This is a genomic window from Kitasatospora sp. NPDC101801, from assembly GCF_044766665.1.
Taxonomy (GTDB): Bacteria; Actinomycetota; Actinomycetes; order Streptomycetales; family Streptomycetaceae; genus Kitasatospora.
The window spans coordinates 31,331-52,263 of sequence record NZ_JBIWML010000005.1; the positions used below are offsets into that span (position 1 = coordinate 31,331).

At 73.1% G+C, this 20,933-nt stretch carries 26 protein-coding genes; 20 read left to right on the plus strand and 6 right to left on the minus strand.

Annotated elements, in window-relative coordinates; translation table 11 throughout:
- Positions 1-170 precede the first annotated feature (170 nt).
- The 6 genes from ACIRPK_RS09265 to ACIRPK_RS09290 all read left to right on the plus strand — a co-directional run bounded on the left by ACIRPK_RS09265 (position 171) and on the right by ACIRPK_RS09290 (position 8,849).
- Entirely contained in the window at positions 171-1,916 is a 1,746-nt protein-coding gene (locus ACIRPK_RS09265) for a glycoside hydrolase family 36 protein (protein WP_403035247.1), read from the plus strand.
- The gene (locus tag ACIRPK_RS09270; protein ID WP_403035249.1) at positions 1,913-3,448 is read left to right on the plus strand and encodes a GMC oxidoreductase; all 1,536 of its coding nucleotides are present in this window, start codon (positions 1,913-1,915) and stop codon (positions 3,446-3,448) included. Before ACIRPK_RS09265 ends, ACIRPK_RS09270 begins: the two co-directional genes overlap by 4 nt.
- Positions 3,445-4,851: a hypothetical protein gene (locus ACIRPK_RS09275; RefSeq protein WP_403035251.1), complete on the plus strand. Its 1,407-nt coding sequence runs from the start codon at positions 3,445-3,447 to the stop codon at positions 4,849-4,851. Before ACIRPK_RS09270 ends, ACIRPK_RS09275 begins: the two co-directional genes overlap by 4 nt.
- A gap of 3 nt (positions 4,852-4,854) precedes the next feature.
- A complete protein-coding gene (locus ACIRPK_RS09280; protein WP_403035253.1) occupies positions 4,855-5,847 on the plus strand; it encodes a TauD/TfdA family dioxygenase in 993 nt (330 codons plus the stop codon).
- 101 nt (positions 5,848-5,948) lie between these two features.
- Complete coding sequence (locus ACIRPK_RS09285; protein ID WP_403035255.1) at positions 5,949-7,196, plus strand: MFS transporter; 1,248 nt, start codon at positions 5,949-5,951, stop codon at positions 7,194-7,196.
- A gap of 159 nt (positions 7,197-7,355) precedes the next feature.
- Complete coding sequence (locus tag ACIRPK_RS09290) at positions 7,356-8,849, plus strand: FAD-binding oxidoreductase (protein ID WP_403035257.1); 1,494 nt, start codon at positions 7,356-7,358, stop codon at positions 8,847-8,849.
- Positions 8,850-8,863: 14 nt separating this feature from the next.
- Here the strand turns inward: ACIRPK_RS09290 and ACIRPK_RS09295 are convergent, their stop codons facing one another.
- The gene (locus tag ACIRPK_RS09295) at positions 8,864-9,169 is read right to left on the minus strand and encodes a hypothetical protein (protein WP_403035259.1); all 306 of its coding nucleotides are present in this window, start codon (positions 9,167-9,169) and stop codon (positions 8,864-8,866) included.
- A 198-nt stretch (positions 9,170-9,367) separates the two neighbouring features.
- Here ACIRPK_RS09295 and ACIRPK_RS09300 point away from each other — a divergent pair, with 198 nt between their 5' ends.
- Positions 9,368-9,808: a VOC family protein gene (locus ACIRPK_RS09300; RefSeq protein ID WP_403035261.1), complete on the plus strand. Its 441-nt coding sequence runs from the start codon at positions 9,368-9,370 to the stop codon at positions 9,806-9,808.
- A gap of 112 nt (positions 9,809-9,920) precedes the next feature.
- Here ACIRPK_RS09300 and ACIRPK_RS09305 read toward each other — a convergent pair whose 3' ends face one another.
- Both ACIRPK_RS09305 and ACIRPK_RS09310 read right to left on the minus strand, forming a co-directional pair.
- A complete protein-coding gene (locus tag ACIRPK_RS09305; RefSeq protein ID WP_403035263.1) occupies positions 9,921-10,292 on the minus strand; it encodes a hypothetical protein in 372 nt (123 codons plus the stop codon).
- A 411-nt stretch (positions 10,293-10,703) separates the two neighbouring features.
- Positions 10,704-10,907 (minus strand): hypothetical protein, encoded by a 204-nt coding sequence (locus ACIRPK_RS09310; protein ID WP_403035265.1) that lies wholly within the window; start codon positions 10,905-10,907, stop codon positions 10,704-10,706.
- Between the two features lie 218 nt (positions 10,908-11,125).
- On the opposite strand from ACIRPK_RS09310, the gene ACIRPK_RS09315 reads away from it, so the two are divergent.
- From ACIRPK_RS09315 to ACIRPK_RS09330, 4 genes are all read left to right on the plus strand, one after another.
- Entirely contained in the window at positions 11,126-11,599 is a 474-nt protein-coding gene (locus ACIRPK_RS09315; RefSeq protein WP_403035267.1) for a DIP1984 family protein, read from the plus strand.
- A 563-nt stretch (positions 11,600-12,162) separates the two neighbouring features.
- Complete coding sequence (locus ACIRPK_RS09320) at positions 12,163-12,480, plus strand: hypothetical protein (RefSeq protein ID WP_403035268.1); 318 nt, start codon at positions 12,163-12,165, stop codon at positions 12,478-12,480.
- 60 nt (positions 12,481-12,540) lie between these two features.
- Positions 12,541-13,161 (plus strand): L-threonylcarbamoyladenylate synthase, encoded by a 621-nt coding sequence (locus ACIRPK_RS09325; RefSeq protein ID WP_403035270.1) that lies wholly within the window; start codon positions 12,541-12,543, stop codon positions 13,159-13,161.
- 93 nt (positions 13,162-13,254) lie between these two features.
- Entirely contained in the window at positions 13,255-13,653 is a 399-nt protein-coding gene (locus ACIRPK_RS09330) for a hypothetical protein (RefSeq protein WP_403035272.1), read from the plus strand.
- Between the two features lie 45 nt (positions 13,654-13,698).
- On the opposite strand, the gene ACIRPK_RS09335 is transcribed toward ACIRPK_RS09330, so the two are convergent.
- Complete coding sequence (locus ACIRPK_RS09335; protein WP_403035274.1) at positions 13,699-14,625, minus strand: LysR family transcriptional regulator; 927 nt, start codon at positions 14,623-14,625, stop codon at positions 13,699-13,701.
- Between the two features lie 115 nt (positions 14,626-14,740).
- On the opposite strand from ACIRPK_RS09335, the gene ACIRPK_RS09340 reads away from it, so the two are divergent.
- The 3 genes from ACIRPK_RS09340 to ACIRPK_RS09350 all read left to right on the plus strand — a co-directional run bounded on the left by ACIRPK_RS09340 (position 14,741) and on the right by ACIRPK_RS09350 (position 16,906).
- Entirely contained in the window at positions 14,741-15,556 is an 816-nt protein-coding gene (locus ACIRPK_RS09340; RefSeq protein WP_403035277.1) for an inositol monophosphatase family protein, read from the plus strand.
- 44 nt (positions 15,557-15,600) lie between these two features.
- Positions 15,601-16,245 carry an NADPH-dependent F420 reductase gene (locus ACIRPK_RS09345; protein ID WP_403035280.1) on the plus strand — a complete coding sequence of 215 codons (645 nt, stop codon included), beginning with the start codon at positions 15,601-15,603 and terminating at the stop codon, positions 16,243-16,245.
- Between the two features lie 175 nt (positions 16,246-16,420).
- On the plus strand, positions 16,421-16,906 hold the full coding sequence (locus ACIRPK_RS09350) for a hypothetical protein (protein WP_403035283.1): 486 nt from the start codon (positions 16,421-16,423) through the stop codon (positions 16,904-16,906).
- 84 nt (positions 16,907-16,990) lie between these two features.
- On the opposite strand, the gene ACIRPK_RS09355 is transcribed toward ACIRPK_RS09350, so the two are convergent.
- Positions 16,991-17,191, minus strand: a complete 201-nt coding sequence (locus ACIRPK_RS09355; protein ID WP_403035286.1) for a hypothetical protein — start codon at positions 17,189-17,191, stop codon at positions 16,991-16,993.
- Between the two features lie 95 nt (positions 17,192-17,286).
- Here ACIRPK_RS09355 and ACIRPK_RS09360 point away from each other — a divergent pair, with 95 nt between their 5' ends.
- Both ACIRPK_RS09360 and ACIRPK_RS09365 read left to right on the plus strand, forming a co-directional pair.
- On the plus strand, positions 17,287-17,625 hold the full coding sequence (locus tag ACIRPK_RS09360) for a hypothetical protein (protein WP_403035289.1): 339 nt from the start codon (positions 17,287-17,289) through the stop codon (positions 17,623-17,625).
- Between the two features lie 228 nt (positions 17,626-17,853).
- Positions 17,854-18,354: a nucleoside 2-deoxyribosyltransferase domain-containing protein gene (locus tag ACIRPK_RS09365; RefSeq protein WP_403035292.1), complete on the plus strand. Its 501-nt coding sequence runs from the start codon at positions 17,854-17,856 to the stop codon at positions 18,352-18,354.
- Between the two features lie 49 nt (positions 18,355-18,403).
- Here the strand turns inward: ACIRPK_RS09365 and ACIRPK_RS09370 are convergent, their stop codons facing one another.
- Positions 18,404-19,132 carry an SDR family oxidoreductase gene (locus tag ACIRPK_RS09370; RefSeq protein ID WP_403035295.1) on the minus strand — a complete coding sequence of 243 codons (729 nt, stop codon included), beginning with the start codon at positions 19,130-19,132 and terminating at the stop codon, positions 18,404-18,406.
- Positions 19,133-19,240: 108 nt separating this feature from the next.
- On the opposite strand from ACIRPK_RS09370, the gene ACIRPK_RS09375 reads away from it, so the two are divergent.
- The 4 genes from ACIRPK_RS09375 to ACIRPK_RS09390 all read left to right on the plus strand — a co-directional run bounded on the left by ACIRPK_RS09375 (position 19,241) and on the right by ACIRPK_RS09390 (position 20,637).
- Complete coding sequence (locus ACIRPK_RS09375; protein ID WP_403035297.1) at positions 19,241-19,531, plus strand: DUF2695 domain-containing protein; 291 nt, start codon at positions 19,241-19,243, stop codon at positions 19,529-19,531.
- 175 nt (positions 19,532-19,706) lie between these two features.
- Positions 19,707-19,961 (plus strand): hypothetical protein, encoded by a 255-nt coding sequence (locus ACIRPK_RS09380; RefSeq protein ID WP_403035300.1) that lies wholly within the window; start codon positions 19,707-19,709, stop codon positions 19,959-19,961.
- The gene (locus tag ACIRPK_RS09385; protein WP_403035303.1) at positions 19,958-20,224 is read left to right on the plus strand and encodes a hypothetical protein; all 267 of its coding nucleotides are present in this window, start codon (positions 19,958-19,960) and stop codon (positions 20,222-20,224) included. The genes ACIRPK_RS09380 and ACIRPK_RS09385 overlap by 4 nt, the downstream gene beginning before the upstream one ends.
- A 95-nt stretch (positions 20,225-20,319) precedes the next feature.
- Complete coding sequence (locus ACIRPK_RS09390) at positions 20,320-20,637, plus strand: hypothetical protein (protein WP_403035306.1); 318 nt, start codon at positions 20,320-20,322, stop codon at positions 20,635-20,637.
- The last annotated feature ends 296 nt before the right edge of the window (positions 20,638-20,933 follow it).

The window sequence follows — 20,933 nt, forward strand, 5'->3', positions numbered from 1 at the left end:
TGCACCCTTGCAGGGCTTATCTGCAAATACTGCGTCAGACTTCCATCACTGCAAGCAAATCAGCAATGAAACTTTTCCTAATCTGATGGCAAGTCATCTGGTGACGTGGGTAGCCTGACGCGGCGCGGCCCGATCCGACGGGCCCGCACCCGTGCCGAGGAGGAGCCAGGATGCTCAGCGTGACGACGGCGGAGCTCGCACCCGCCGAAGTTCGACCCCTGCTGGACGAGATCGGCATCGCGGTGCTGGGGGACGGCGCGAGCTGGGAGCTGACGCACGAGTCCGACGAGGTCTCCCTGCTCACCCTCCGGGGCGACGGCGAGCTGGAGGTCCGGCTCTCGGTACCGCTCGGGGACGCGGCCGGCTTCTGGCACCCCGAGTGTCACTGGGAGCGCACGATCGTCGCCGACTGGGGTGGGCGGGCCAGCGCCTCGCTGGTGGACGGGACCATCGCCGGCTGCCTCTACGGCGCCGCCGGGCAGACCCGGCTGACCTTCGTGACGCTGGATCACCTCCCGGGCGGCCGGATGCTGTTCGGCGTCTCCGAGGAGCACAAGACCTACGTCGTCCACCTGCACGTCGACCCGGGGGCGCGCCCGTACCGGCTGCTGCTGGCCCGCACCGCACCCACCGTGGCCACCGCGATGCGCCGGCTGCGCGAGCGCATCCGGCGGGACGTCACCCTGCCCCCGCTGCCGCCCGGCGGCGACGGGCCGGCCTACTCGACCTGGTACGCCTTCAGCCAGCACGTCGCCGCCGCACCGGTGGCGGCCGAGGCGGCGCTCGCCGCCGAGCTGGGGTGCGGGGTGCTGCTGCTCGACGACGGGTGGCAGGAGCACGGTTCGGGCCGCGGCTACGCCGGTGTCGGGGACTGGCTCCCCGACACCGCCAAGTTCCCCGACCTCCGCGCGCACGTCGCCGCCGTCCAGGCCCTCGGCCTCAAGTACCTGCTCTGGGTCGCCCCGCTGCTCCTCGGCCCCCGGTCGGCGGCCTTCGGCACGCTGGCCGGCTCCGCACCGCTGGCCGCCCCGGCCCCCGGCGCACACGTCCTGGACCCGCGGCTGCCCGCGGTCCGCGACCACGTCGTGCGCACCGGCGTCCGGCTGGTGACCGACTACGGGCTCGACGGGCTGAAGTTCGACTTCCTGAACGACGTCATGGTCTACGCCGGGACGCCGCCCACGCCCGGCGCCGACACCGCCGACGTGGGGGCCGCCATGGGCCTGCTGCTCGACCAGCTGCGCACCGCGCTGGAGGCGGTCCGCCCGGGCGTCCTGATCGAGCTGCGCCAGCCGTACGCCGGCCCCGCGATGGCGCCGTACGGCAACCTCTTCCGGGCCGACGACTGCCCGGCGGACGCCGTCGACAACCGGGTGCGGACCATCGACATCTCGCTGCTCGGCGTCGGCGGCGCCGTCCACTCCGACATGCTGATGTGGGATCCGCTGAGCACCCCGCAGATCGCGGCCCGGCAGCTCATCGCCGTCCTGCACGCCGTCCCGCAGCTCTCGGCCCGGCTGGCGGACCTGTCGGCCGAGCACCGGCGGATGCTCACCTTCTGGCTCGGCCAGTGGCGGCGCCTGCAGCCCACCCTGACCGGCGGCACCCTGGAGCCGGGGCGCCCGGACGGCCTCTACCAGCTGATCACCGCCGTCCGGGACGAGGAGTGCGTGGTCATCGTGCACGAGGACCGGGTGGTCGGCCTGCCCCGCGCCGCCCGAACCACGGTGGTGAACGGCGGCACCGCCGACCGGGTGGCGATCGAACTCACCGGCCCCGGACGGGACTTCCGGCACGAGACGTTCGACGCCTGCGGCGACCTGGTGGCGAGCGGGCCCGTCAGGCTCGGCAGCGGCCTCACCGCGCTCGCCGTCCCGCCGTCCGGCCTCGCGGTGCTGGACGAGGTGACGGCGTGACCGGCCGACGCCCCGAGCCTCCCGAGCACGCCGACGTCGTGGTCGTCGGCGGCGGGATGGCCGGCCTGGAGATCGCCAAGGAGCTGGACCTGCGCGGGGCCCCCGACGTCCTGGTCCTGGAGGCCGGCCCGGCCGACGACCTGGCCCACGTCAACGCGGCGCACGACGCCGACACCGCGCTGCGGATGTGGCTCGCCCCGGACGGTGACCCGCACTTCTGGCGGCCGTGGAGCTCGCACTGCGCCCCGCACTACCTCGGGGTCGCGGGCCTGCGGCGCCGGTTGGGCGGACGCTCGCTGTACTGGCACGGCGTCACCCTGCCGGTCGAGAACTGGGCGCTGCGGGAGCCCTGGTGGCCGGCCGCCGTGGTGCGCGACCTCACCCGGTCCTGGCAGGACGGGCCGTCGCTGCTCACCCGGGTCGGGAACGACCTGCGGGACTGGGCGGCGGCCGACGGCCCCGCCCCGGCCGCCGGGCCGGACACCCTCGACCTCGGATCGGTCCGGCTGGTCCGCGCACCCCAGGCCGTCCGCGCCGTCCCCGGCCCCGCCGACCACCGCTGGGAGGCGTACAGCCCGCTGACCCACTGGGAGCAGGGCCTGGACTCCCGGCGGACCCGGTTCGCCGCCGACACCCGGGTGCTGTCCGTCCGGCTGACCGAGGGTCAGGTCACCGGGGTGACCGTCCGCTCCGGGCCGGCCGGCGCCGTCCGGACGGTGAGCTGCCGCACCGTCGTGCTCGCGGCCGGCACCGTCGAGTCCACCCGGATCGTCGCCCAGAGCCTCGGGCGGCGGGAGCCCTTCGACGGCCTGGTCGACCACCTGGCGCAGGGCTTCGTGGTGGCACTGCCGCCGGACGGGATCCCGGCCGGGATCGCCGCGGCCGCCGACGCGGGCGCCTTCCTGTACGCCCCCGGGCCGCCGGCCGCCCGCTCCAATCTGTTCGTCCGCCTCTACCGCAACCGCACCGGGGCCGTGGTCCTCGACACCTGGCTGATGGGCGAACAACTGCCCTGCGCCGACGGCGTGTTGCGGTTCACCCCCGACGCCGATCCGCAGGCCCCGTGGACCACCGCCGTGAGCTGCGGCCTCGGCCCCCAGGACACCGAGGTGGTCGCGGCGCAGCGCACCGCGCTCCGGGAGTTCTGGGAGCAGTTCTGCCTGGCCACCGGCCGGACCGCGACGCCGCTGGGGTTCCCGGACTTCGAGAGCGCCGAACGCATCCTGGAGGACGTCCTGCCCGGGGTGGACGAGGCATCCGCCGACGCGGTGCCGGTCACCTGGACCCGGCCGCTGGGCACCGAGTACCACGAGGCGGGCACGCTGCCGCTGGGCCGGTGGCTCGACGACGGCCACGCGCTGCGCGGCACCCGGGGGCTGTACGTGGCCGGCCCGGCCTCGTTCCCCCGCAGCGGCGCCGCCAACCCGTCCCTGACCGTGCTGGCACTGGCCCGCCGCCTCGCGGCGCTGCTCCCGCTCGGCCCGTCCGAACCCACCGCCCCGGCCGCCGGGGCACGAGAGGTCCGCCCATGAGGCTCGCCCTGATATCCGGCGACGGGCTGCCGGTGAGCGGCCTGCTCACCGTGTTCCGCAACGTCGTCGCCCTGGCTCGGCAGCAGCACGAGCTCACCCTGCCCGTCCCCGCCGATCTCGGCTTCTCCTGGCGGCCGGACAAGCCCGCCTTCTACCCCGACGGCAGCGACCCGACCGGCCACCCCGACTGGCTGGACGTCACGACCGCGCGCCCGGTCGCCGACAGCGCCCGGCTGGCGAAGGAACTGACCTGGATCCGCGACCGGGTGGCGATCGGCGAGACCCTCTCCCCCGACGAGAGCCGGGAGCTCGACGCCCGGATCGAGCTGCTGGCCGGCCCGTACGAGGAGCACTTCGCCCGGCTGCTGACGGACCACCGGGTCGACTGGGCGGTCGCCGTCAACATGACCCTGACCGACGCCGTGCCGGTCACCCTCGCCCTGCACCGCGCGGCGGCCCGGTACTGGGCGGACGGCCGGCCCGGCGGCATCCTGTTCTGGGACCACGACCTGTTCGGCAGCTACGCCGTCCACGAGGGCACCACCCGGGTCTACCCGGTGCGGCCGAACGCCTTCACGCCACTGCCGGGCGGCCACCCGTCCCACCGCTGGGCGGTGGTCTCGCCGGGGCTCGCCACCGAGGCCGACGGCTACCCGACCGCGCTGCGGCCGACCACCGTGCCGAACGTGCTGCCCGTGGTCCGGCCCGGACCGACGGACCGTCACCGCGAGTTCCTGGCCAGGTTCGGGATCGGCCCGGAGCGTCCGGTCGTGCTCTGCCCGGTCCGGGTCTTCCGGGTCAAGGGCGTCGAGCTGTCCGTCGAACTGCTCGCCGCCGTCCGGGCCGAGACCCGGCGGCGGGGCGAGCCCGATCCGGTGCTGCTGGTCTTCGGCTCGCTCGGCGAGGACCCGGAGTACGCCGCCGAAGTCCTGGCGGCGGTCGACGAGTTCGACGTCGCGGCGGACGTCCGGTTCCTCGACGGCGTGCCGCTCGCCAGCCACCGGGACCGGCACGGCCGGTGGCACCTGGACGAGGCCGACCTGCTGGCCCTCTGCGCGGCCTCGCACGGTGGTGTCTTCTTCACCCCGAACCGCCCCGACGTCGAGAGCGTCGGCCTCGGCCCCGCGCTCGCGGCGCTGGTGCGGGTGCCCTGCGCGAGCACCGGTTACGGCGTCCTCGACGAGGTCTACGGCCCGGGGTTCCGCCAGGTCCGGGTCCTGCCCGGCGCCTACCCGGAGGCCGGCGCCGCCTTCGCCGACTGGATCGCCCGCACCCGCGACGGCGACCGGGACGCCCTCGACGCCCTGACCCGCAATCAGGAGATCGTCGCCGAGCGCTTCCCCGACCTGCCCTGGACCACCCTGCTGTCGCAGCTGGCGGCGGCCCTGCACCCGGAGGTGTGAACGATGGCTCCGACCCTGCCCGCCGACATCGCGGAGACGACCGTCGACCCGGCCGACCGGCCCGGCCTGCGGTCACTGCTCGACAGCCTGGTGCGCCGCTACGACCGCGCCGACGCCCCGGCCTTCCTCCGCGACGCCCCCGGTCTCGGCGCCGCCCTCCCGTTGGCCCTGCACGAGCGTCTCTTCCAGATGCGGGAGTTGGACGACACTGCCGCGCTGGTGGTCCGGGGCGGACCGGTCGGCGACGGCGTGCCCCCCACTCCCGGCCACTGGCAGGACCGCGTCCCCGGCGCGACCCGGTACCAGGACTTCTGGCTGACCCTGCTGGCCTCCCAGCTCGGCGAGCCGGTCTGCTGGAGCACGCTGCAGGGCTCCCGGCTGCTCGGCGACGTGCTCCCGATCAAGGGCGAGGAGGAGGAGCAGACCGGCCACGGCAGCGCGACCGAGCTGGCGTTCCACGTCGAGGACGCCTTCCACGACCGGCGCTGCGACCTGCTGGCACTGCTGACCCTGCGCAACGTCGACCGGGTGCCGACCACCCTGGCGACCACCGGATCGCTCGACCTCGCCGCGCTCGACCTGGACGTCCTGTTCGAGCCGCGCTTCCTGATCAGCCCGGACCCCGAGCACCTGCGCGGCCTTCCCGCCGCCGACCGGCCGCAACCCCGGCTCAGCGCCGTCCTGCACGGCCGCCGCGACTCCCCCGCCCTCCGGGTGGATCCGGCGTTCACCCGGGCACCCGAGGCCGATCCGGCGGCCCGGCGCGCCTTCGACGGACTCTGCGCCCAGCTCGCCGACCGCCTGGTGCCCGTCGAAGTCCCGGTCGGCGACGTGCTCCTGATCAACAACCACCGGGCGGTGCACGGCCGACGGCCGTTCCGGGCCCGGTACGACGGCACCGACCGCTGGCTGCGCAAGGCCACCGTGCTGCGCGAACTGTCGCACCCGGACACGGCCCTGCCCTCGGCCCGCGCCCGCGTGCTCAACCCGTTCTGAGCCGCTGACCACTCCGAGCCGACCACCACGAGGAGTCCCACCATTCCTGCCGCCCTTCCCCTTCCCCCTGCCACCGGCCGCACCGTCACGGCGGGCCCCCGATGAGCGCGCCGGCCCAACTCCGGCTGCTGGCCCGGTACGGCCGGCTGCGCCGGATCCTGCTCTGGTCGTTCGTCGCCCGGATCCCGCTCGGCGCCGTGACCCTCTCGCTGTTCCTCGGCACCAGGATCAGCACCGGCTCGCTCGAGTTCGCCGGCTGGGTCAGCTCCGCCGCCGTGGTCGGGATGGCGGCGGGCGCGCCGGTCCAGGGGCGACTGCTCGACGCGTTCCCGCTGCCCCGGGTGGTGGCCGCCTTCGCGGCCGGCCAGGTCCTCGCCCTGGCCGCACTCGCCCTGGCGGTCACCGGTGACCGCCGGGACTGGGTGGTGGTCGCCCTGGCCTTCCTCCAGGGGGCGTCGGTGCCCGCACTGTCCTCCTGCACGCGGCTGGTGACCAAACGGTCCCTGCCGCCGGAGGAGCTCGGCACCGCGTTCGCGCTGGACTCCGTCCTGCTGGAGGTCGTCTACCTGGGCGGGCCCGCGCTGGCCGCCTGGGCCGTCACCGCCGTGGGCGTCCGGCCCGTGCTGGTGGCCGCCGCGCTGCTGACCGCCGTCGGCACCGTCCGGTTCCTCCGGGCGGCCGGTCTGCCCGCCCTCACCGGTACGGCCGACGACGCACCCGCCGGGCCCGGCCCGGAGTCCACCGACCGGCCGGCACCGGCGGCCCCCGGCCGGTTCACGGCCGGCAGCTTCGTCCTGGGCATGGCCCTGCTCGCCGCGCCGTTCGGCCTGATCGAGGTCGCCCTCACCCAGCGGGCCACCGAGGAGGGCGCCACCCTCGCCTCAGTGGGGACCTACCTGACGATCATGGGCGTCGGCAGCGTGATCGGCGGCCTGGTCCACGGCGCGCTCCGCTGGCGGGGCGGGGTCTCCGTCCGCTTCGTGCTGCTCGCGCTCGGCCTGGGCGGCGGTCTGGCCTCCGTCGCCGTGGTGTCGGGCCCCGCGCCGGTCGGCCTGGCCTTCGCCCTCGCCGGGCTCTGCGTGGCCCCGCTGGCCGCGCTCGGCTTCCAGATCCTCGACCTGATCAGCCCGCCGGGGGCCTGGATGCAACTCCAGGGCTGGGGCTCGGTGGCGAACACCGCCGGCCATGCCGTCGGCCTCACCCTCGGCGGCTACGTGGCGGCCGCCCAGGGCTCGTCCGCCGCCTTCGGGCTGATCGCCGTGGCCGTGCCACTGGCGGTGGCCCTCTCGCTGCCCGCCCTCCGGACACCGGCCCGCACCCGACCGGCGGCCACCGTCGGAGCGGCCTGACCCCGGTCCGCCGGTGCACCGCTGCGCTGCGGGGCCATGCGGTGAATCGGGCGCAGCCGTTCCGCAGTTGACGGCGCGTCACCGTGGCCGCCGATGGCCCGACGGTTACCGTGACCTGGCGAATTGACCGCATTCCCGGACCGGAAGGAGTGCAGGACGATGGACCGACGAGGGTTCCTGACCGCCCTGGGCATCGGCGGCACGATGGCCCTGACGGGCACCGGCCGGGCCTACGCGACCGGACCGGACCGACCCCGGGCACCCCGCGACACGACCGCCCCACCGGACTGGTCGGCCCTGAAGGCCCGGCTCGACGGCCGACTGCTGCTGCCGCAGGACCAGGGCTACGCCGTGGCCCGGCTCGGCTACAACGAACTCAACGACGTCCAACTCCCGGCGGCGGTCGCCCGTTGCACCTCCCCGGACGACGTACGCAGCTGCCTGGACGCCGCCCGGGGTCACGGCGTACCGATCGCCGCCCGCAGCGGCGGCCACAGCTACCTCGGCTACAGCGTGCCCAACGACGGGCTCGTGATGGACCTCCGCCCGATGGCCCGGGTCCAGGTCCAGCCCGACGGCACGGTACGGGTCGGCGCCGGCGCCCGGCTGATCGAGGTCTACGCCGCCCTGGCCGCCGCCGGACGGCTGCTGCCCGCAGGCTCCTGCCCGACGGTCGGCATCAGCGGCCTCGCCCTCGGCGGCGGGATCGGCGTGCTCAGCCGCCGGTACGGGCTCACCTGCGACCGGCTGGTCTCGGCCCGGGTGGTCACCGCCGACTCCCGGCTGCTCACCGCCTCCCCGTCCTGCGAGCCGGACCTCTACTGGGCCCTGCGCGGCGGGGGCGGCGGCAACTTCGGCGTCGTCACCGAGTTCACCTTCAGCACCGAACCCGCGCCCGACCTGACCGTCTTCGCCCTGCGCTTCCCCGCCGAGGCGGCCACCTCGGTGGTCGGCGCCTGGCAGGAGTGGATCGCCGACGCCCCGTCGGAACTCTGGACCAACTGCGTGGTCTCAGGCGCCGACCGGCCCACCGCCCGGGTCGGCGGCTGCTACGTCGGCCGCCCCGGCGACCTGGACCCGCTGCTCGACCGGCTGGTCACCGCCGCCGGGACGCAGCCCACCTCCCGCACCGCCCAGAGCAAGAGCTACCTCGACGCCATGAAGTACATGGCCGGCTGCGCCAACGACACCATCGCCCAGTGCCACCCCGTCTCCGAAGGCGGCCGGCTGCCCCGCGAGGGCTTCGTCGCCGCCTCCCGCATCCTCACCGCCCCGCTGGACGCCCAGCAGGTGACCCGGCTGATGACCGGTCACCCCGGGATCGACCTCCTGCTCGACTCCCTCGGCGGCGCGGTCTCCCGGCTCGCCCCCGACGCGACCGCCTTCCCGCACCGCTCCGCGCTCGCCTCGGCCCAGATCTACGCCGGCGCCACCCCGGCCGGACAACAGGCCGCCACCGCCGCCGTCGACGCCATCCGCGACGGTCTCGGGGCACTCGGCGCCACCGGCGCCTACGTCAACTACATCGACGCCACCCTTCCCGACTGGGGCACCGCCTACTACGGCGGCAACCTGGCCCGCCTGAAGTCGGTGACCCGGCAGTACGACCCCGACCAGGTGTTCGCGTTCCCCCAGTCCGTGGCCCGCGCCTGACGGTGCCTCAGCTCTCAGGCCGCCTCCCGCCCCTCCCGCCGCCGGGTGGCCCGGACCGCCACCACCGTCACCACGAAGACCGCGGCGCCGCCGAACACCAGGGCCCGGTCCACCGGGACCGAATCCGCCAGGCTCCGCTTCGTCTCCTCGTACGTCCGGGTCGACCCGCCACCCCGCCCGACGGTCCGGCAGCTGTCCCCCGGCTCCATGGCCTTCCCGTCACACTCCGGGACACCCCTGCTGTGGTTCGACCAGGCACACCCCCCGAAGAGGCTCAGACCCAGGGCGATCACGGCAACAACCTTCAGCAGAGTCCTCATTCGCCGGAGCGTACCGACCGGTACCCCACCGACCGACCCGGGTTCGCCAGAGGGTCGCACACGGTTCCACCACCGTTCACCGATGCCCCGGCCCCGTAAGTTGCTCGGCGGAGGATGTCGAGAACGGGCCACCGGCTCCGTCCCAGGGACAGCAGCGGCGGCCGGCCCCGGCTGCACCAGGAAGAAGGAGAGACCAGCATGGCGATTCAGCGGATGGACAACGTCGGCATCGTCGTCGAGGACATGGATGCCGCCATCGCGTTCTTCGTGGAACTCGGAATGGAACTGGAGGGCAGGGGTGAGGTCAAGGGCCTCTTCGCCGACCAGTGCACCGGACTCGACGGCGTCCACTGCGAGATCGCGATGATCCGCACCCCCGACGGCCACAGCCGGCTCGAGCTCGCCAAGTACCGCAGCCCGGCAGCGACCAGCACCGAACCCCGCAACCGCCCCCACAACATCCTGGGCACCCACCGCGTCATGTTCGCCGTCGACGACCTCCAGGACACCGTCACCCGCCTGCGCCCCCACGGCGCCGAACTCCTCGGCGAGATCGCCCGCTTCGAGGACAGCTACCTGCTCTGCTACGTCCGCGGCCCGGAGGGCATCATCGTCGGCCTGGCCGAACAACTCCACTGATCCGGTCGGGCATCCGCGCCAACGGAGGCCCGACCGGCAACATCAGCTCAGAGCCTCGGCCCATGAGCGAGACGCATCCCACCAATCTCGGTGCCGAGCCCGGAAGTCGCGGTCAGCGATGCCGTCCGGCGAGGAGCTCGTCCAGCGGGACCAGCGCGCCGTCGCCCTCGCCGGCGGTACGCCGCCACAGCTGGACGCCATCGCCGGGCCGCAGCTGCTGGCTGTTCTCCCAGCCGGTGATGATCAGTTCGGCCAGGCGCTGGGCGTTGACGCGGTTGCGGCCCAGGGTGGCGCTGGCGAGCTCGGGCTGCGGCTGGCCGTGGCCGTCGTCGGCGTGGAGGTACCAGCGCTCGTAGGGGCTGTAGCGGCCCTGGTCGTCCGGCGGGCTGAGGTGCTTCGACAGGTGCCAGGTGCGGCCCTCGTGGACGGTCGTGGCGTTGCCGGCGGTGTGGCCGGTCCAGGTGAGCTGGGACTTCCAGGGCACTGCGGGGTCTCCTTCGGGGTGCCGTCCGCGCTCCGGGCCGAGCCGGCGCGTGCGGCGCTTGGTGAACAGCGGGCGGTGATCCAGCCGGCCGGGCGCACAGACGCCCGGAGCCGGCTTCGCCGCCGCTGGGGGCGGTGCGAGTGGCGGGGGAAAACGAGCGGGCGGCAGCGGTCAGGTCGTCAGCGCCCGCCGTACCGCTCACGCCGCACTCCCTCACCCTCCTGCCCTGTCGATGCCGAGCATCGTAGTCGGCTGCGCCCCGATCCCACGCCGACGCCAGGCTCCCCAGCGCTCAAGGAGTTCGTACGCAACGAGAACCGAGCCCGGGTCGTCCGCAGGACGTCGGGCAAGGAGCACCGCCGGGGCCGGTCCGCGGCACCCGGCGACCGACCGTACGGACCACCGCGCCGGTCAGGGCGTGCTGATGCTGCAGTCCTTCACGGTTTCGTCGCAGCTCTCGGCTCCCCTGGCTGTCCCGTAGAACAGGGCAGCCATCAGACCCACGACTGCGAGCGCCCCGACGGTGCGCAGTACGGCGTTCCACCAGCCGGTGGCGTGAAGGCAGAAGTCGATCAGGACCACCCCGATCGGGAGCGCCCCGAAGAACATGAACATCCCGAAAATGAACCACCCTTCGGCCCCCATGCAAGCACGTTGCCCACACCCGGCCCCGCCTACACCGGCCTCAACCCCTGTCGGTACTCACCTCCCCTGCGGTCCGGTCATTCCGCCCGGCAGACCTCTGGCTTCGCCACCGGCCCCGCGGCCCGCACCATCGGGCTCTGACGTGCATACTTACCGGATGATCAGCAGGACGTTGAGGTGATGACGCGGTGAAACTGGCTGAAGCGCTCGCGCAGCGCACGGCTGCGGCCCGGCGGGTCGAGCAGCTCCGGGCGCGCGTCGTCGGCAGCGCCCGCTACCAGGAGGGCGAGGAACCGGCCGAGAACGCGGCGGAGGTCCTGGCCGAGGCGGGCAAGGTGCTGGACGAGCTGGAACGGTTGATCCGTCAGATCAACCTCACCAACTCCACCGCACGCATCGAGGGTGGCGGCACCCTTACCGACGCCCTCGCCCGCCGGGACGTCCTGCGGATGCGCCACTCGGTGATCACCTCGGCCGCCGACGCCGCCTCCGGGCACGACCAGCGCGGGACGGTGCGTCAGATGCGGTCCGAGCTGAGGATCCTCTCGGCCCTGCCGGTCGCCGAGCTCCGCGCCCGGGCGGACGTCCTGGCCAAGGAGATCCGCGAGGTGGACACCCTGATCCAGCGCACCAACTGGGAGATCGACCTGCTGGAGGACTGACCCCACGAGCCGGGTGTGGGAAAGCAGGTAGTCGCCACGGAGGCGTGCACACACCGCGGGCCGGCGGTTCATCCGGCCCTTGGCGCGTGAAGAGCAACGCAGGGGTTCGACTCCCCACTCACAGTGCAGCTCAGCACCGCGTACAAGTGACAGTGCACACCGCACAGTTCATCACCACGTGCAGATCCGGACGACGAGGGCGGGAACGGGGCACCCCACACCCCGATGCGAGGGCCGTGCACACCAGCACGGCCCTCGCATCCACACCACCCGGGGGCAGGTCGGACAAGCGATCCTGATCCTCCCTGTCGGTCGTGCTCAGAACTCGCTGGCCGGCCTGCCGGACCTGAGGTGCCGTGAGGAACTGGACGTCCCGGTGGTGACCGCCCCCGCCCGTGGCCGGGCCAGGTGGCGGGTATTCGCCTGTGCTTGTCACCACCCGTTGACAGTCATCACACGGCCGCCGCAGGATTCACCCGCCCTGCACAACCCGGGAGCTTCAACCCGTCTCCCGGATCTGCGGGTGCCCCGTGCCACCGCCGCCTCCGAAGGGACCGTCCCCGATGCGCCGTACCGCAGCACTCCTGACGACCGCTCTGCTCCTCGCCACCGGCGTCCTGGCCGCCCCCGCCGCCAACGCCCAGCCCGCGTCGGTCCCCGGCCCGGGCGGCGGCTCGTGTTTTGCGTACCCTTCCGGCCCTTTCGGGATCGGTGTCTGTTCCGGCATCGAACCGCGCCGCGCCTGGGCCGTCCACGCCACCTGTGAGTCCGGCATCAACGTCACCAGCGGCCTGCGCCTCGGCGACGGCACCGCCACGGCCAACTGCGGCAGCGGCCGGATCCGGTCCACCTCCGTCGCCATCGGCCCGCTCGTCCCGTAGCGCCTGCCACACCCGCCGCGCCACGCGGAACGCGGCGGGTGGATCCCGTAGAGTCGGCCAATGGCGAAGTACTTCGACGTGCACCCGCAGTCCCCCCAGGCCCGCACCATCGGCACCGTGGCCGACAGCCTCCGCTCCGGCGCCCTGATCGCGTACCCGACCGACTCCTGCTTCGCTCTCGGCTGCCGCATGGGCAACCAGGAGGGCCTCGAACGGATCCGGTCGATCCGGCGTCTCGACGACCGCCACCACTTCACCCTGATGTGCGAGAACTTCGCCCAGCTGGGGCAGTTCGTCCATATCGACAACGCGGTCTTCCGCGCGGTCAAGGCGGCCACACCAGGCAGCTACACCTTCATCCTCCCCGCCACCAAGGAGGTCCCGCGCCGTCTGATGCACCCGAAGAAGAAGACGGTGGGGGTCCGGATCCCCGACCACGTCGTCACCCGGGCCCTGCTGGCCGAACTCGGCGAACCCCTCGTCTCCAGCACCCTGCTCCTGCCCGGCGAGGACGAGCCGATGACCCAGGGCTGGGAGATCAAGGAGCGGCTCGACCACGTGGTGGACGCCGTGCTGGACTCCGGCGACTGCGGCACGACCCCGACCACGGTCATCGACTTCTCCGACGGCGAAGCGGAGATCGTCCGACGCGGAGCCGGCGACCCCACCCCCTTCGAATGACGACACCGCCCGGCTGACCTACCGTCACCCCGCTCCCCGTCCGGGAGCGGAAAGGCCTGGCCCGGGGCGTCAGCGAAGTCCTAGGCTCCCACCATGAAGATCTGGACGGAGCACCCTGCCCAGAGCGAGGTCGAAGCGGTCGTCCGTCACTACTTCGACCTGCTCCGGGCCGGGCGGATTCCCGAAGCCGAGCGGCTCGTCGATCACGCCCCGGTCCGGCACGTGCTCAGGTCGCTGTGGGCCGGCTCGGTCGAAGCGGACACCGACGAGGACGAGGACGAGGCGGGTTCCAGCCCTGCCGCCGACGCGTGGGCGCAGGACCTGTCCTGGCTCGCCGAACTCGACCTCGCGGACTTCCACTGGGGCCACTCGGGCACCAGCTGCTACGTCGAGATCAGCTACCGCGCGCAGATCATCGAGGTGTCACTGAACTTCCGGGTCAAGCCCGTTGACGCCGGCTGGGTCCTCTCGGGACCGGCCACCCTCTGGTAGGGCGGAGTCACCCGCCCGTACGGACAGCTGATGCGCACGAGGGGATCAGCTGCCACCGTCCGTCACGTCCGGCGGTGCGAACAGTGCCCGGACGGTTGCGGTGGCCAGGTCCCGCAGCCAGGTGTGAGCGCGGTCGTCGTCGTAGCGCTGGTGCCACAGCAGGTACAGCGGGACCTCGGGCAGCGGAAGTGGCAACGGCACTGTGGCCAGGCCGAGTTGTTCCCGCGCTGCACGGGTGACCGCGTCGGGGACGGCGACGACCAGGTCGGTGTCGCGGGCGAGTTGCAGGGCGAAGGCGGCGGTGGGCCCGGCCGCGACGACGCGTCGTTCGAGGCCACGGACCGTCAGGGCGTCGTCGATCGGGTCGTGCAGGCTGCCACGGCGCGAGATGGTGAGGTGCTCGGCGGCGGCGTACCGCTCGATGCCGAGCGGGCCTTCGGTGAGCGGGTGGCCCGCTCGGACCGCGAGGACCAGCCGGTCGCTGCCGACCAGGCGGTGGCGGATGTCGGGGAAGGCCGGAGTGCCGGAGCTCGATTCGAGGTCGACCTCACCCCGGCGCAACTCGGCGTCGTCCGTGCCGGGTTCGGCCGACAGGCGGAGCCGTACGCCGGGCGCCTGGCGGTGGACGGCGGTGATCAGGGCGGTGCCGCAGGCGGCGGTGAGGGCGTCGTGCCAGCGCACGGTGAACACCCGGTCCAGGGCTGCCAGGTCGAGTTCCTGCTGCGCGGACAGCAGTTGGTGGGCCTGCTGGACGAGGGCGTGGACCTGGGCGCGCATGGCCAGCGCGCGGGTGGTGGGGACCATGCTGCGGCCGGTGCGGACCAGGATCTGGTCACCGGTGACCTTGCGGATGCGGCCCAGGGAACGGCTCATCGCCGGTGCGGTGACGTGGAGGCGTGCGGCGGCGCCGGCCACGCTGCCCTCCTCCAGCAGTGCGTCCAGGGCCATGAGCAGATTCAGATCCAGTTGCATGGCAGTAACTCTACAAGTGAACAGCATGCACTTGTTGTTAATGGCCGAGGAGCCTACCTTCGAAGTGCAGGCGCGAGACGAACCCTCCGCCCACATCGAACCCAGGGAGCCCACCATGAGCAACACCGCCATGCCTTTCGCCGCCGACCAGACGCTGCTGTCCGAGGTCACCACCGCCGTGCGGACCGCAGGGCTCACCCTGCGCGACCGCCACACCCCGGACGCCCGGGGCGTGAGCCTGGAGGAGGTCGTCGCCGAGATCCACGCCAACGACGCCGCGGTGCTGGACGTGCTGCGCGAGCCGCTGCTGCGGGCCCGGCCGGGGTCGCAGTGGGCCGAGGACGAGTTGGCCGGCGGTGCGCTCCCGGCGGGGGAATGGTGGGTCGTCGACCCGGCCGAGGGCAACATCAACCACGTGCACGGCATGGAGGACTGGGCCGTGACCGCCACCCTGGTCCGCGACAACCAGCCGGTGCTCACCGTCGTCCACCTGCCGCTGACCGGCGACACCTACACCGCGGTCGCCGGCGGCGGTGCCCACCTCAACGGCCGGCCGCTGAAGGTGTCCGCCAAGACCGACCTCGGCGCCGCCCTCGTCGGCACCGGGCAGGCCAGGCCCGGCGAGGACGAGCGCACCTTCCGGCGGATCGGCGACTCGGTCACCGCCATGCTGGTCAACGGTCTGGTCGTGCGCGTGTCCGTCCCCGCCACGATGCAGCTCATCCACGTCGCGGCCGGACGCACGGACGCCTTCTGGCAGTTCTCCGACGTCCGCTCCGGCCTGGTCGCCGGTGCGCTGCTGGTCGCCGAGGCCGGCGGCACCGTCACCGACCTGGCGGGCGCGCCCTGGAGCACGGCCAGCCGCGACTTCCTGGCCGCCGCCCCCGGTATCCACACCGCCGCCCTCGACGTCCTGTCCCCGATCGCCTGACCCCACCCCTCCGCTCTCCTCCCCACCGCAAGGAGCATCACCACATGACCAGCATCGGCATCCTGGGCGCCGGCCGCGTCGGCGCCAACCTGGCCGGCAAGCTCTCCGCCGCCGGACACCACGTCACCCTCGGCGTACGCGACCCGGCGGCGGCCGCAGGGCTCGCCACCGGCACCGCTGCGCAGATCGCCTTCGCCGACCAGCGCACCACGGCCCGCACCGCGGACGTCGTGGTCAACGCGACGCCTGGCCACGACTCCCTGGAGCGCCTGGCCGACCTACGCACCGAACTCTCCGGCAAGCTCCTCGTCGACGTCTCCAACGCCACCCGCGACGCCGGTGACGGCCTGCCAGGTGACCTCTGCTACCCCGGCAGCAGCCTCGCCGAACGACTCCAGGCCGCCCTCCCCGACACCCGCGTGGTCAAGACCCTCAACACCATGCTGTTCATGGTCATGACCGCTCCCGAGATCCTCACCACTCCCCCGACCGCCTATCTCTCGGGCGACGACCCGAACGCCAAGGAGACCGTCGCCCGCCTGCTCGCCGACCTGGGCTGGCAGCCCGGATGGATCGAGGACCTCGGCGACATCACCACGGCCCGCGCCACGGAGGCCATGATCCTCCTGGTCCCCCACGTCCTGCGCCGACACGGCTTCAAGCCCTTCGCCGTCTCCCTCGCCCGCTGACCCGTCAGGCTCGGGTCCGGACCGAAACCGGTACCGTCGTCGTCCCGAGGACCGATCCCGCCCTCGTACGCCGGGCGGAGCGCCCGGGGCGACAGCGGCGACCGGACTTCGACAGGCGTCAGGCGTACCGCCGTTGTGGCAGGCTTCAGTCCCGAGCCAGCCGTGAGGAGCGACGGTGACACCGCATGACCCAGCGTCAGCCGACGACGCGGACCGGGACCCGGACGAGCACGTGCGGTTCGCCCGCTACCGCAGGGCCTTCGACGAGGTGGCTCCGGCGGACGCGGCCGCCCTGGTCACCCGGGTACTCACCGATCCCGACAGGGCAATGGCGAACAGCGCCGTCTGCGAGTACCTCGACCGGCAGGCCGCCGCACTGCTCACGGACCCCGGCTACCCGTCCTGGCACCTGGAGATGACCGGCCCGGTGTCAGTGGACGCCTTCTCCGCACGGCGCCTCGACGAGTGGACCCTGCTCCGGACGATGGCCCTGTGCGAGCCATGGGACTCGGCGCAGCTGCTCACCGCCTCCAACTGGCTCCAACTCCGCGCCGCCGAAACGTCGCCGGCCACGGCCGCGCTCGCCGTCCTGGCCGACAACGGCCGCACCCGACGCATCCGCACCGTCGCCGGCACCCGACTCACGGCCACCCGACGGTGATCATGCCGGCGGCGGGGGCGACGCGGTGGAGCCCAGGTGTCTTGGCGGTACCACCCCGGGCCGGCCGGCTGCCTGAGCCGACGGCTACTGCGTGACGACGGCGATGCAGCGGCGAAGTTCCCCGGCCGCCTCGGCGGCGCCGTCGACCGTGACGCCGCTCGGCTCGCCCGCGACGGCGCGGTGCCAGACCCAGCGCAGCAGGTCGGCGGGTGGGCCGCTGATCGTCACCTCGGCCGTGTCGTCGGCGCCGTCCTCGACCGCGAACCGGCCGGGGCCGGTTCGCACTCGCCAGGACGCGCCGTCCGTGCGCGCGGCGTACGTCCGGCCCCTTGTCCGGCTCGCGCGTCAGTGCTGGTTAGGCTGCTGCCGAGGAGGCGATCATGGGGATTGAGCTGGAACTGCATTCCGTTCGACCGGCGCGAAGCAACTGGAACATGTCCAGGACCTCGCTCCTGCGGGGCTCGTACGAACACGGCGAGGCATTGGCGGAGGTGCTGGCCACGCTCAAGGTGAACGGCCCCGGCAAGCTGTGGGCGGTGGACCCTTACGGCAACACACAGTTCAACGAGCAGGAGTCGCAAGCCGCGCTCGGCGAGATCGCCGGACTGCTGACGCAGTGCTCCGACGCCGCGCAGACCGCTGCCGTGACCGACCTGGCGGCGCTGCTGAAGGCCTGCGCGACGACGCCGGGAAGCTACTTGTGGTTCATCGGGGACTGATCCGCCCGGTGCGGTGGTCGGCAGTGGGGCTCGTCGAACCTGACGGGTGGGCCGGAAGACGCCGGCGAACAACCCGCCCGGTCACGAACGGCACGGTGACCGGCCGTCAGCCGGTCGTCGCCAGGACAAGCGCCGATCAGCCTCATCAGCCATGCCGGAGAGGGATCTGACGACAGGCAACTGTGGAAACACCCTCCCTCCGAGGTCCGGAGCGGTCACCGTAGAGCAATGAGGAACTTGTACTTCGAGGCCCCCACCGGCTACGAGCCGCTCCCGGACGGACCACCCGCCGTCTTCCTGGCCGGCGGGATCACCGGCTGCCCCGACTGGCAGGCCGAGGCGGCCGAGGACCTGCTGCGCGTCGGCCTGATCGTGCTCAATCCGCGCCGGGCGGACTTCCCGACGGCCGACCCGGCCGAGGGGCCGAGGCAGATCGGCTGGGAACACCGGCATCTGCACGCGGCCGACGTCACGCTGTTCTGGTTCTGCGCCGAGGAGGTCCAGCCGATCGCGCTGTTGGAACTCGGTGCCGCGCTCGGCGAAGGCCGGCCGATCGTGGTTGGCGCCCACCAGGGGTACGGGCGACGTCTGGACGTGGTCGGGCAGGTCCGGCTCGCTGCACCCGGCCTGCCCGTCCACGGGTCGCTGGAGGAGACGGTGGACGCCGCGATCGTCGCCGCCCGCCTGACCGCTCGGTGCCCTTCCACCTCGCCGGTCCGACCTCGCTGACCATCCGGCGGGGCCACCGCCTTGGTGGTGTCGGGTCTGGGCAGGGCCCCTACATCTGCTCGAAGTGGAAGGAGCGGATGAAGCAGTCGCGCGGCTGGCCGATCGCGAACAGGACGCAGTCCAGCACGGATCGGGCGGTCAGCGGGTCGCTCCCGGTCCGGGATGCCTGGTCCCAGCCGGGGTGGAGCGGGTCGCCGTCCGTGAAGTCCGGAGGGTAGAGCGAGATGACGCGGATGCCTTCGGGGCGGAGCCGGTGGGAGAGGATGTCGGCGAAGCCGGCTTGGGCGGCTTTGGCCGCGTAGAACGCGGGGTGCGCCTGGGAGCGGTGGTTGCCGGTCTCCGCAGCCGAGGAGACCAGGGTGACCACGTCCGCCCCGACGGAGGCGCGCAGCAGGGGCAGGAAGTGTTTGACCGTCAGGACCGTGCCGGTGGCTCCGGAGGCGATGGTGTCGGTGATCGCGACGTCGTCGGCGTCCAGCAAGTCGGGGCCCACCAGGTAGCGGGCGCCGTTGTTGACCAGCACATCCACCCGGTCGGCGCGGGCCGCGACCCCGTCGGCGAACGCCCGTACGGAGGCCGGGTCCGCCAGGTCGCAGGCGAACGCGTCAGCCTTCGCGCCGCTGTCGGCCGCCACCTCGTCGGCCACCGCCCGGGCAGCCGCCGACGAACGGGCGGACACGAACAGGCGTGCGCCCGAACGACCTGCCTGCAAGGCCAACGCCCGCCCGAAGCCACGCCCGGCCCCGGTGATCACCACCGTGCGCCCGGTGAGATCCACCCACGCACCTCCTTCTGTCCCGTCTTGATCATTACGAGCGTAGCCGTACCTCGTCGTGGTCCGACATAGGGTCGGCCTGGTGAGATCGGCGAGAAGCGGGTGGTACTGATGACTTCGGAACGGGATCGTCGGCGGGAGCTGCGCGACGCCTACAAGGCAGGGGTGAAGCGGGACGAGTGGGACGTGCTCGGCATCGGGCGGGAACAGCTCGACGATCTCCTCGCCCATCTCGAGGAGAAGCTCGGGGAGACCGGATGCGACCACTCGTTGCGGCATTCCCGGGACTGGGCGGATTCCCGGGGCGAGCCGTGGTCCGAACTGGAACAGGGCCTGCAGGCGAGTGGTGGCGGCTGCGACTGCGAGGTGCTCGCGAACGTCGATCCTGATGAGCAGCTCTGATGCTCGCTCAGGTCACGTCAGGGAGCGGGCTCCAGGAAGACGCCGGCGCCGTGGATCCGCCACCGCACGGCCCGGACGACCGTTCCCGCTGCGAGAGGCGACCCTCCGGGGCGGCTGCCCCGGACCCGCCGACGCGCCCTGCTGCTCCTGACGCCGGGGCAAGTACCATCGGGCCATGACGGTTGAGCTGACGGCCCATCTGGACGACGCGCTGGTCGCCCACCTCCAGCAGGAGGCGGAGCGTGCGGGGATCGACCTCGACACCTATCTGTCCAGGGTCCTGACGGCCGATCACCTGGCCGCCCGGGGCACCCGCGAGGCGCAGATCGCCCGCGCGGCCGCCCACACCGCTGCCGCGTACCACTCCTGGGACCGGGCCGGCCGGTCCGAGGACGGTGCGCTGAGCTTCGAGGACGTCTTCGGCCGGTGAGCGCCGACCACGGCTTCGGCGCCCGCTTCTCCGCGGAGGCCGGCAAGCTGATCCGCACCGCCCTGAACGAGGAGCAGCGCAAGCAGCTCCAGACCGCGCTGGAACAGGCGATGGCCGACCCCTGGTCCTGGCCGCCGAGCGACCGGGAAGACCTGGACGACAGCATCCGGCAGATCGTCCTGCCCGAGACGATCGCCCACTACGTCGTGCTCCCGGACCCACCCGTGCCGCACCTGTGGATCATCACCCTCACCATCCTGTGAACCACCCCTCCGCCCCACCGAGGGCCGGCGCCGACCTGGGCGGCCCCGTAGACCCACCGGGCGCCGACCGTGTGGTGACCGGTTCCGTGCACTGCTTGCCCACCTGCCGGAGCATCGAGCACTCGACGCCCCGGCGGCCGACCCCCGACGACTTGACGCCGGTCACCCGCAATCGGCTCTGGTCGGTCCGCTCTGTCGTCTACGACACGGCGGTCATGCCCACCGTCAACCGGCCGCGACTGCCGGACGCGATCCGGGCGCAGCCCCTGGTACGGCGGGAAGGTCGCTGGGGGGTCCACCGGCCGCACCACCGGCACGAACCTGGTTCCGGCGCGGCCCTGGAGGCCCGGCGTCCGACCACCGCTCAGCTCGCCGAGGTCGGACTCGTCTCCCGACACCTGGCCGGCCGCTGACCGAGCCCCTGGCTGCGTTGCCCTCTGCCGCCGAGCCTTGCCGATCCCCCGGTGAGCTGTGGCACGCCGTCACGCAGAGCAAGCGGTTGGTCCTATGAAGTTATAGGTTCCCACGAACTGATGCGGTCGTCAGACTCACACCCGGCGGGTCAACTCCTGGGAGCCTCGCTCAACTTCTCGCCGCCGCCGCGCCCCCAGGTCTGCCGCGCACATCCGTGCCCGCGCCTGACGGCCGGGCACGGGTCCTGATCCGTTGGGACGACCGGTGGCGTGAGGTCGCGGGCGAGTCGGCGGCA

Excerpts from the sequence above, each read along its gene's own strand:
- ACIRPK_RS09265 (WP_403035247.1), top strand. The coding sequence starts at position 171 with ATGCTCAGCGTGACGACGGCGGAGCTCGCACCCGCCGAAGTTCGACCC.
- ACIRPK_RS09275 (WP_403035251.1), top strand. The coding sequence starts at position 3,445 with ATGAGGCTCGCCCTGATATCCGGCGACGGGCTGCCGGTGAGCGGCCTG.
- ACIRPK_RS09280 (WP_403035253.1), top strand. The coding sequence starts at position 4,855 with ATGGCTCCGACCCTGCCCGCCGACATCGCGGAGACGACCGTCGACCCG.
- ACIRPK_RS09285 (WP_403035255.1), top strand. The coding sequence starts at position 5,949 with ATGAGCGCGCCGGCCCAACTCCGGCTGCTGGCCCGGTACGGCCGGCTG.
- ACIRPK_RS09290 (WP_403035257.1), top strand. The coding sequence starts at position 7,356 with ATGGACCGACGAGGGTTCCTGACCGCCCTGGGCATCGGCGGCACGATG.
- ACIRPK_RS09295 (WP_403035259.1), bottom strand. The coding sequence starts at position 9,169 with ATGAGGACTCTGCTGAAGGTTGTTGCCGTGATCGCCCTGGGTCTGAGC.
- ACIRPK_RS09300 (WP_403035261.1), top strand. The coding sequence starts at position 9,368 with ATGGCGATTCAGCGGATGGACAACGTCGGCATCGTCGTCGAGGACATG.
- ACIRPK_RS09310 (WP_403035265.1), bottom strand. The coding sequence starts at position 10,907 with ATGTTCATGTTCTTCGGGGCGCTCCCGATCGGGGTGGTCCTGATCGAC.
- ACIRPK_RS09320 (WP_403035268.1), top strand. The coding sequence starts at position 12,163 with ATGCGCCGTACCGCAGCACTCCTGACGACCGCTCTGCTCCTCGCCACC.
- ACIRPK_RS09325 (WP_403035270.1), top strand. The coding sequence starts at position 12,541 with ATGGCGAAGTACTTCGACGTGCACCCGCAGTCCCCCCAGGCCCGCACC.
- ACIRPK_RS09330 (WP_403035272.1), top strand. The coding sequence starts at position 13,255 with ATGAAGATCTGGACGGAGCACCCTGCCCAGAGCGAGGTCGAAGCGGTC.
- ACIRPK_RS09335 (WP_403035274.1), bottom strand. The coding sequence starts at position 14,625 with ATGCAACTGGATCTGAATCTGCTCATGGCCCTGGACGCACTGCTGGAG.
- ACIRPK_RS09340 (WP_403035277.1), top strand. The coding sequence starts at position 14,741 with ATGAGCAACACCGCCATGCCTTTCGCCGCCGACCAGACGCTGCTGTCC.
- ACIRPK_RS09345 (WP_403035280.1), top strand. The coding sequence starts at position 15,601 with ATGACCAGCATCGGCATCCTGGGCGCCGGCCGCGTCGGCGCCAACCTG.
- ACIRPK_RS09360 (WP_403035289.1), top strand. The coding sequence starts at position 17,287 with ATGGGGATTGAGCTGGAACTGCATTCCGTTCGACCGGCGCGAAGCAAC.
- ACIRPK_RS09365 (WP_403035292.1), top strand. The coding sequence starts at position 17,854 with ATGAGGAACTTGTACTTCGAGGCCCCCACCGGCTACGAGCCGCTCCCG.
- ACIRPK_RS09375 (WP_403035297.1), top strand. The coding sequence starts at position 19,241 with ATGACTTCGGAACGGGATCGTCGGCGGGAGCTGCGCGACGCCTACAAG.
- ACIRPK_RS09380 (WP_403035300.1), top strand. The coding sequence starts at position 19,707 with ATGACGGTTGAGCTGACGGCCCATCTGGACGACGCGCTGGTCGCCCAC.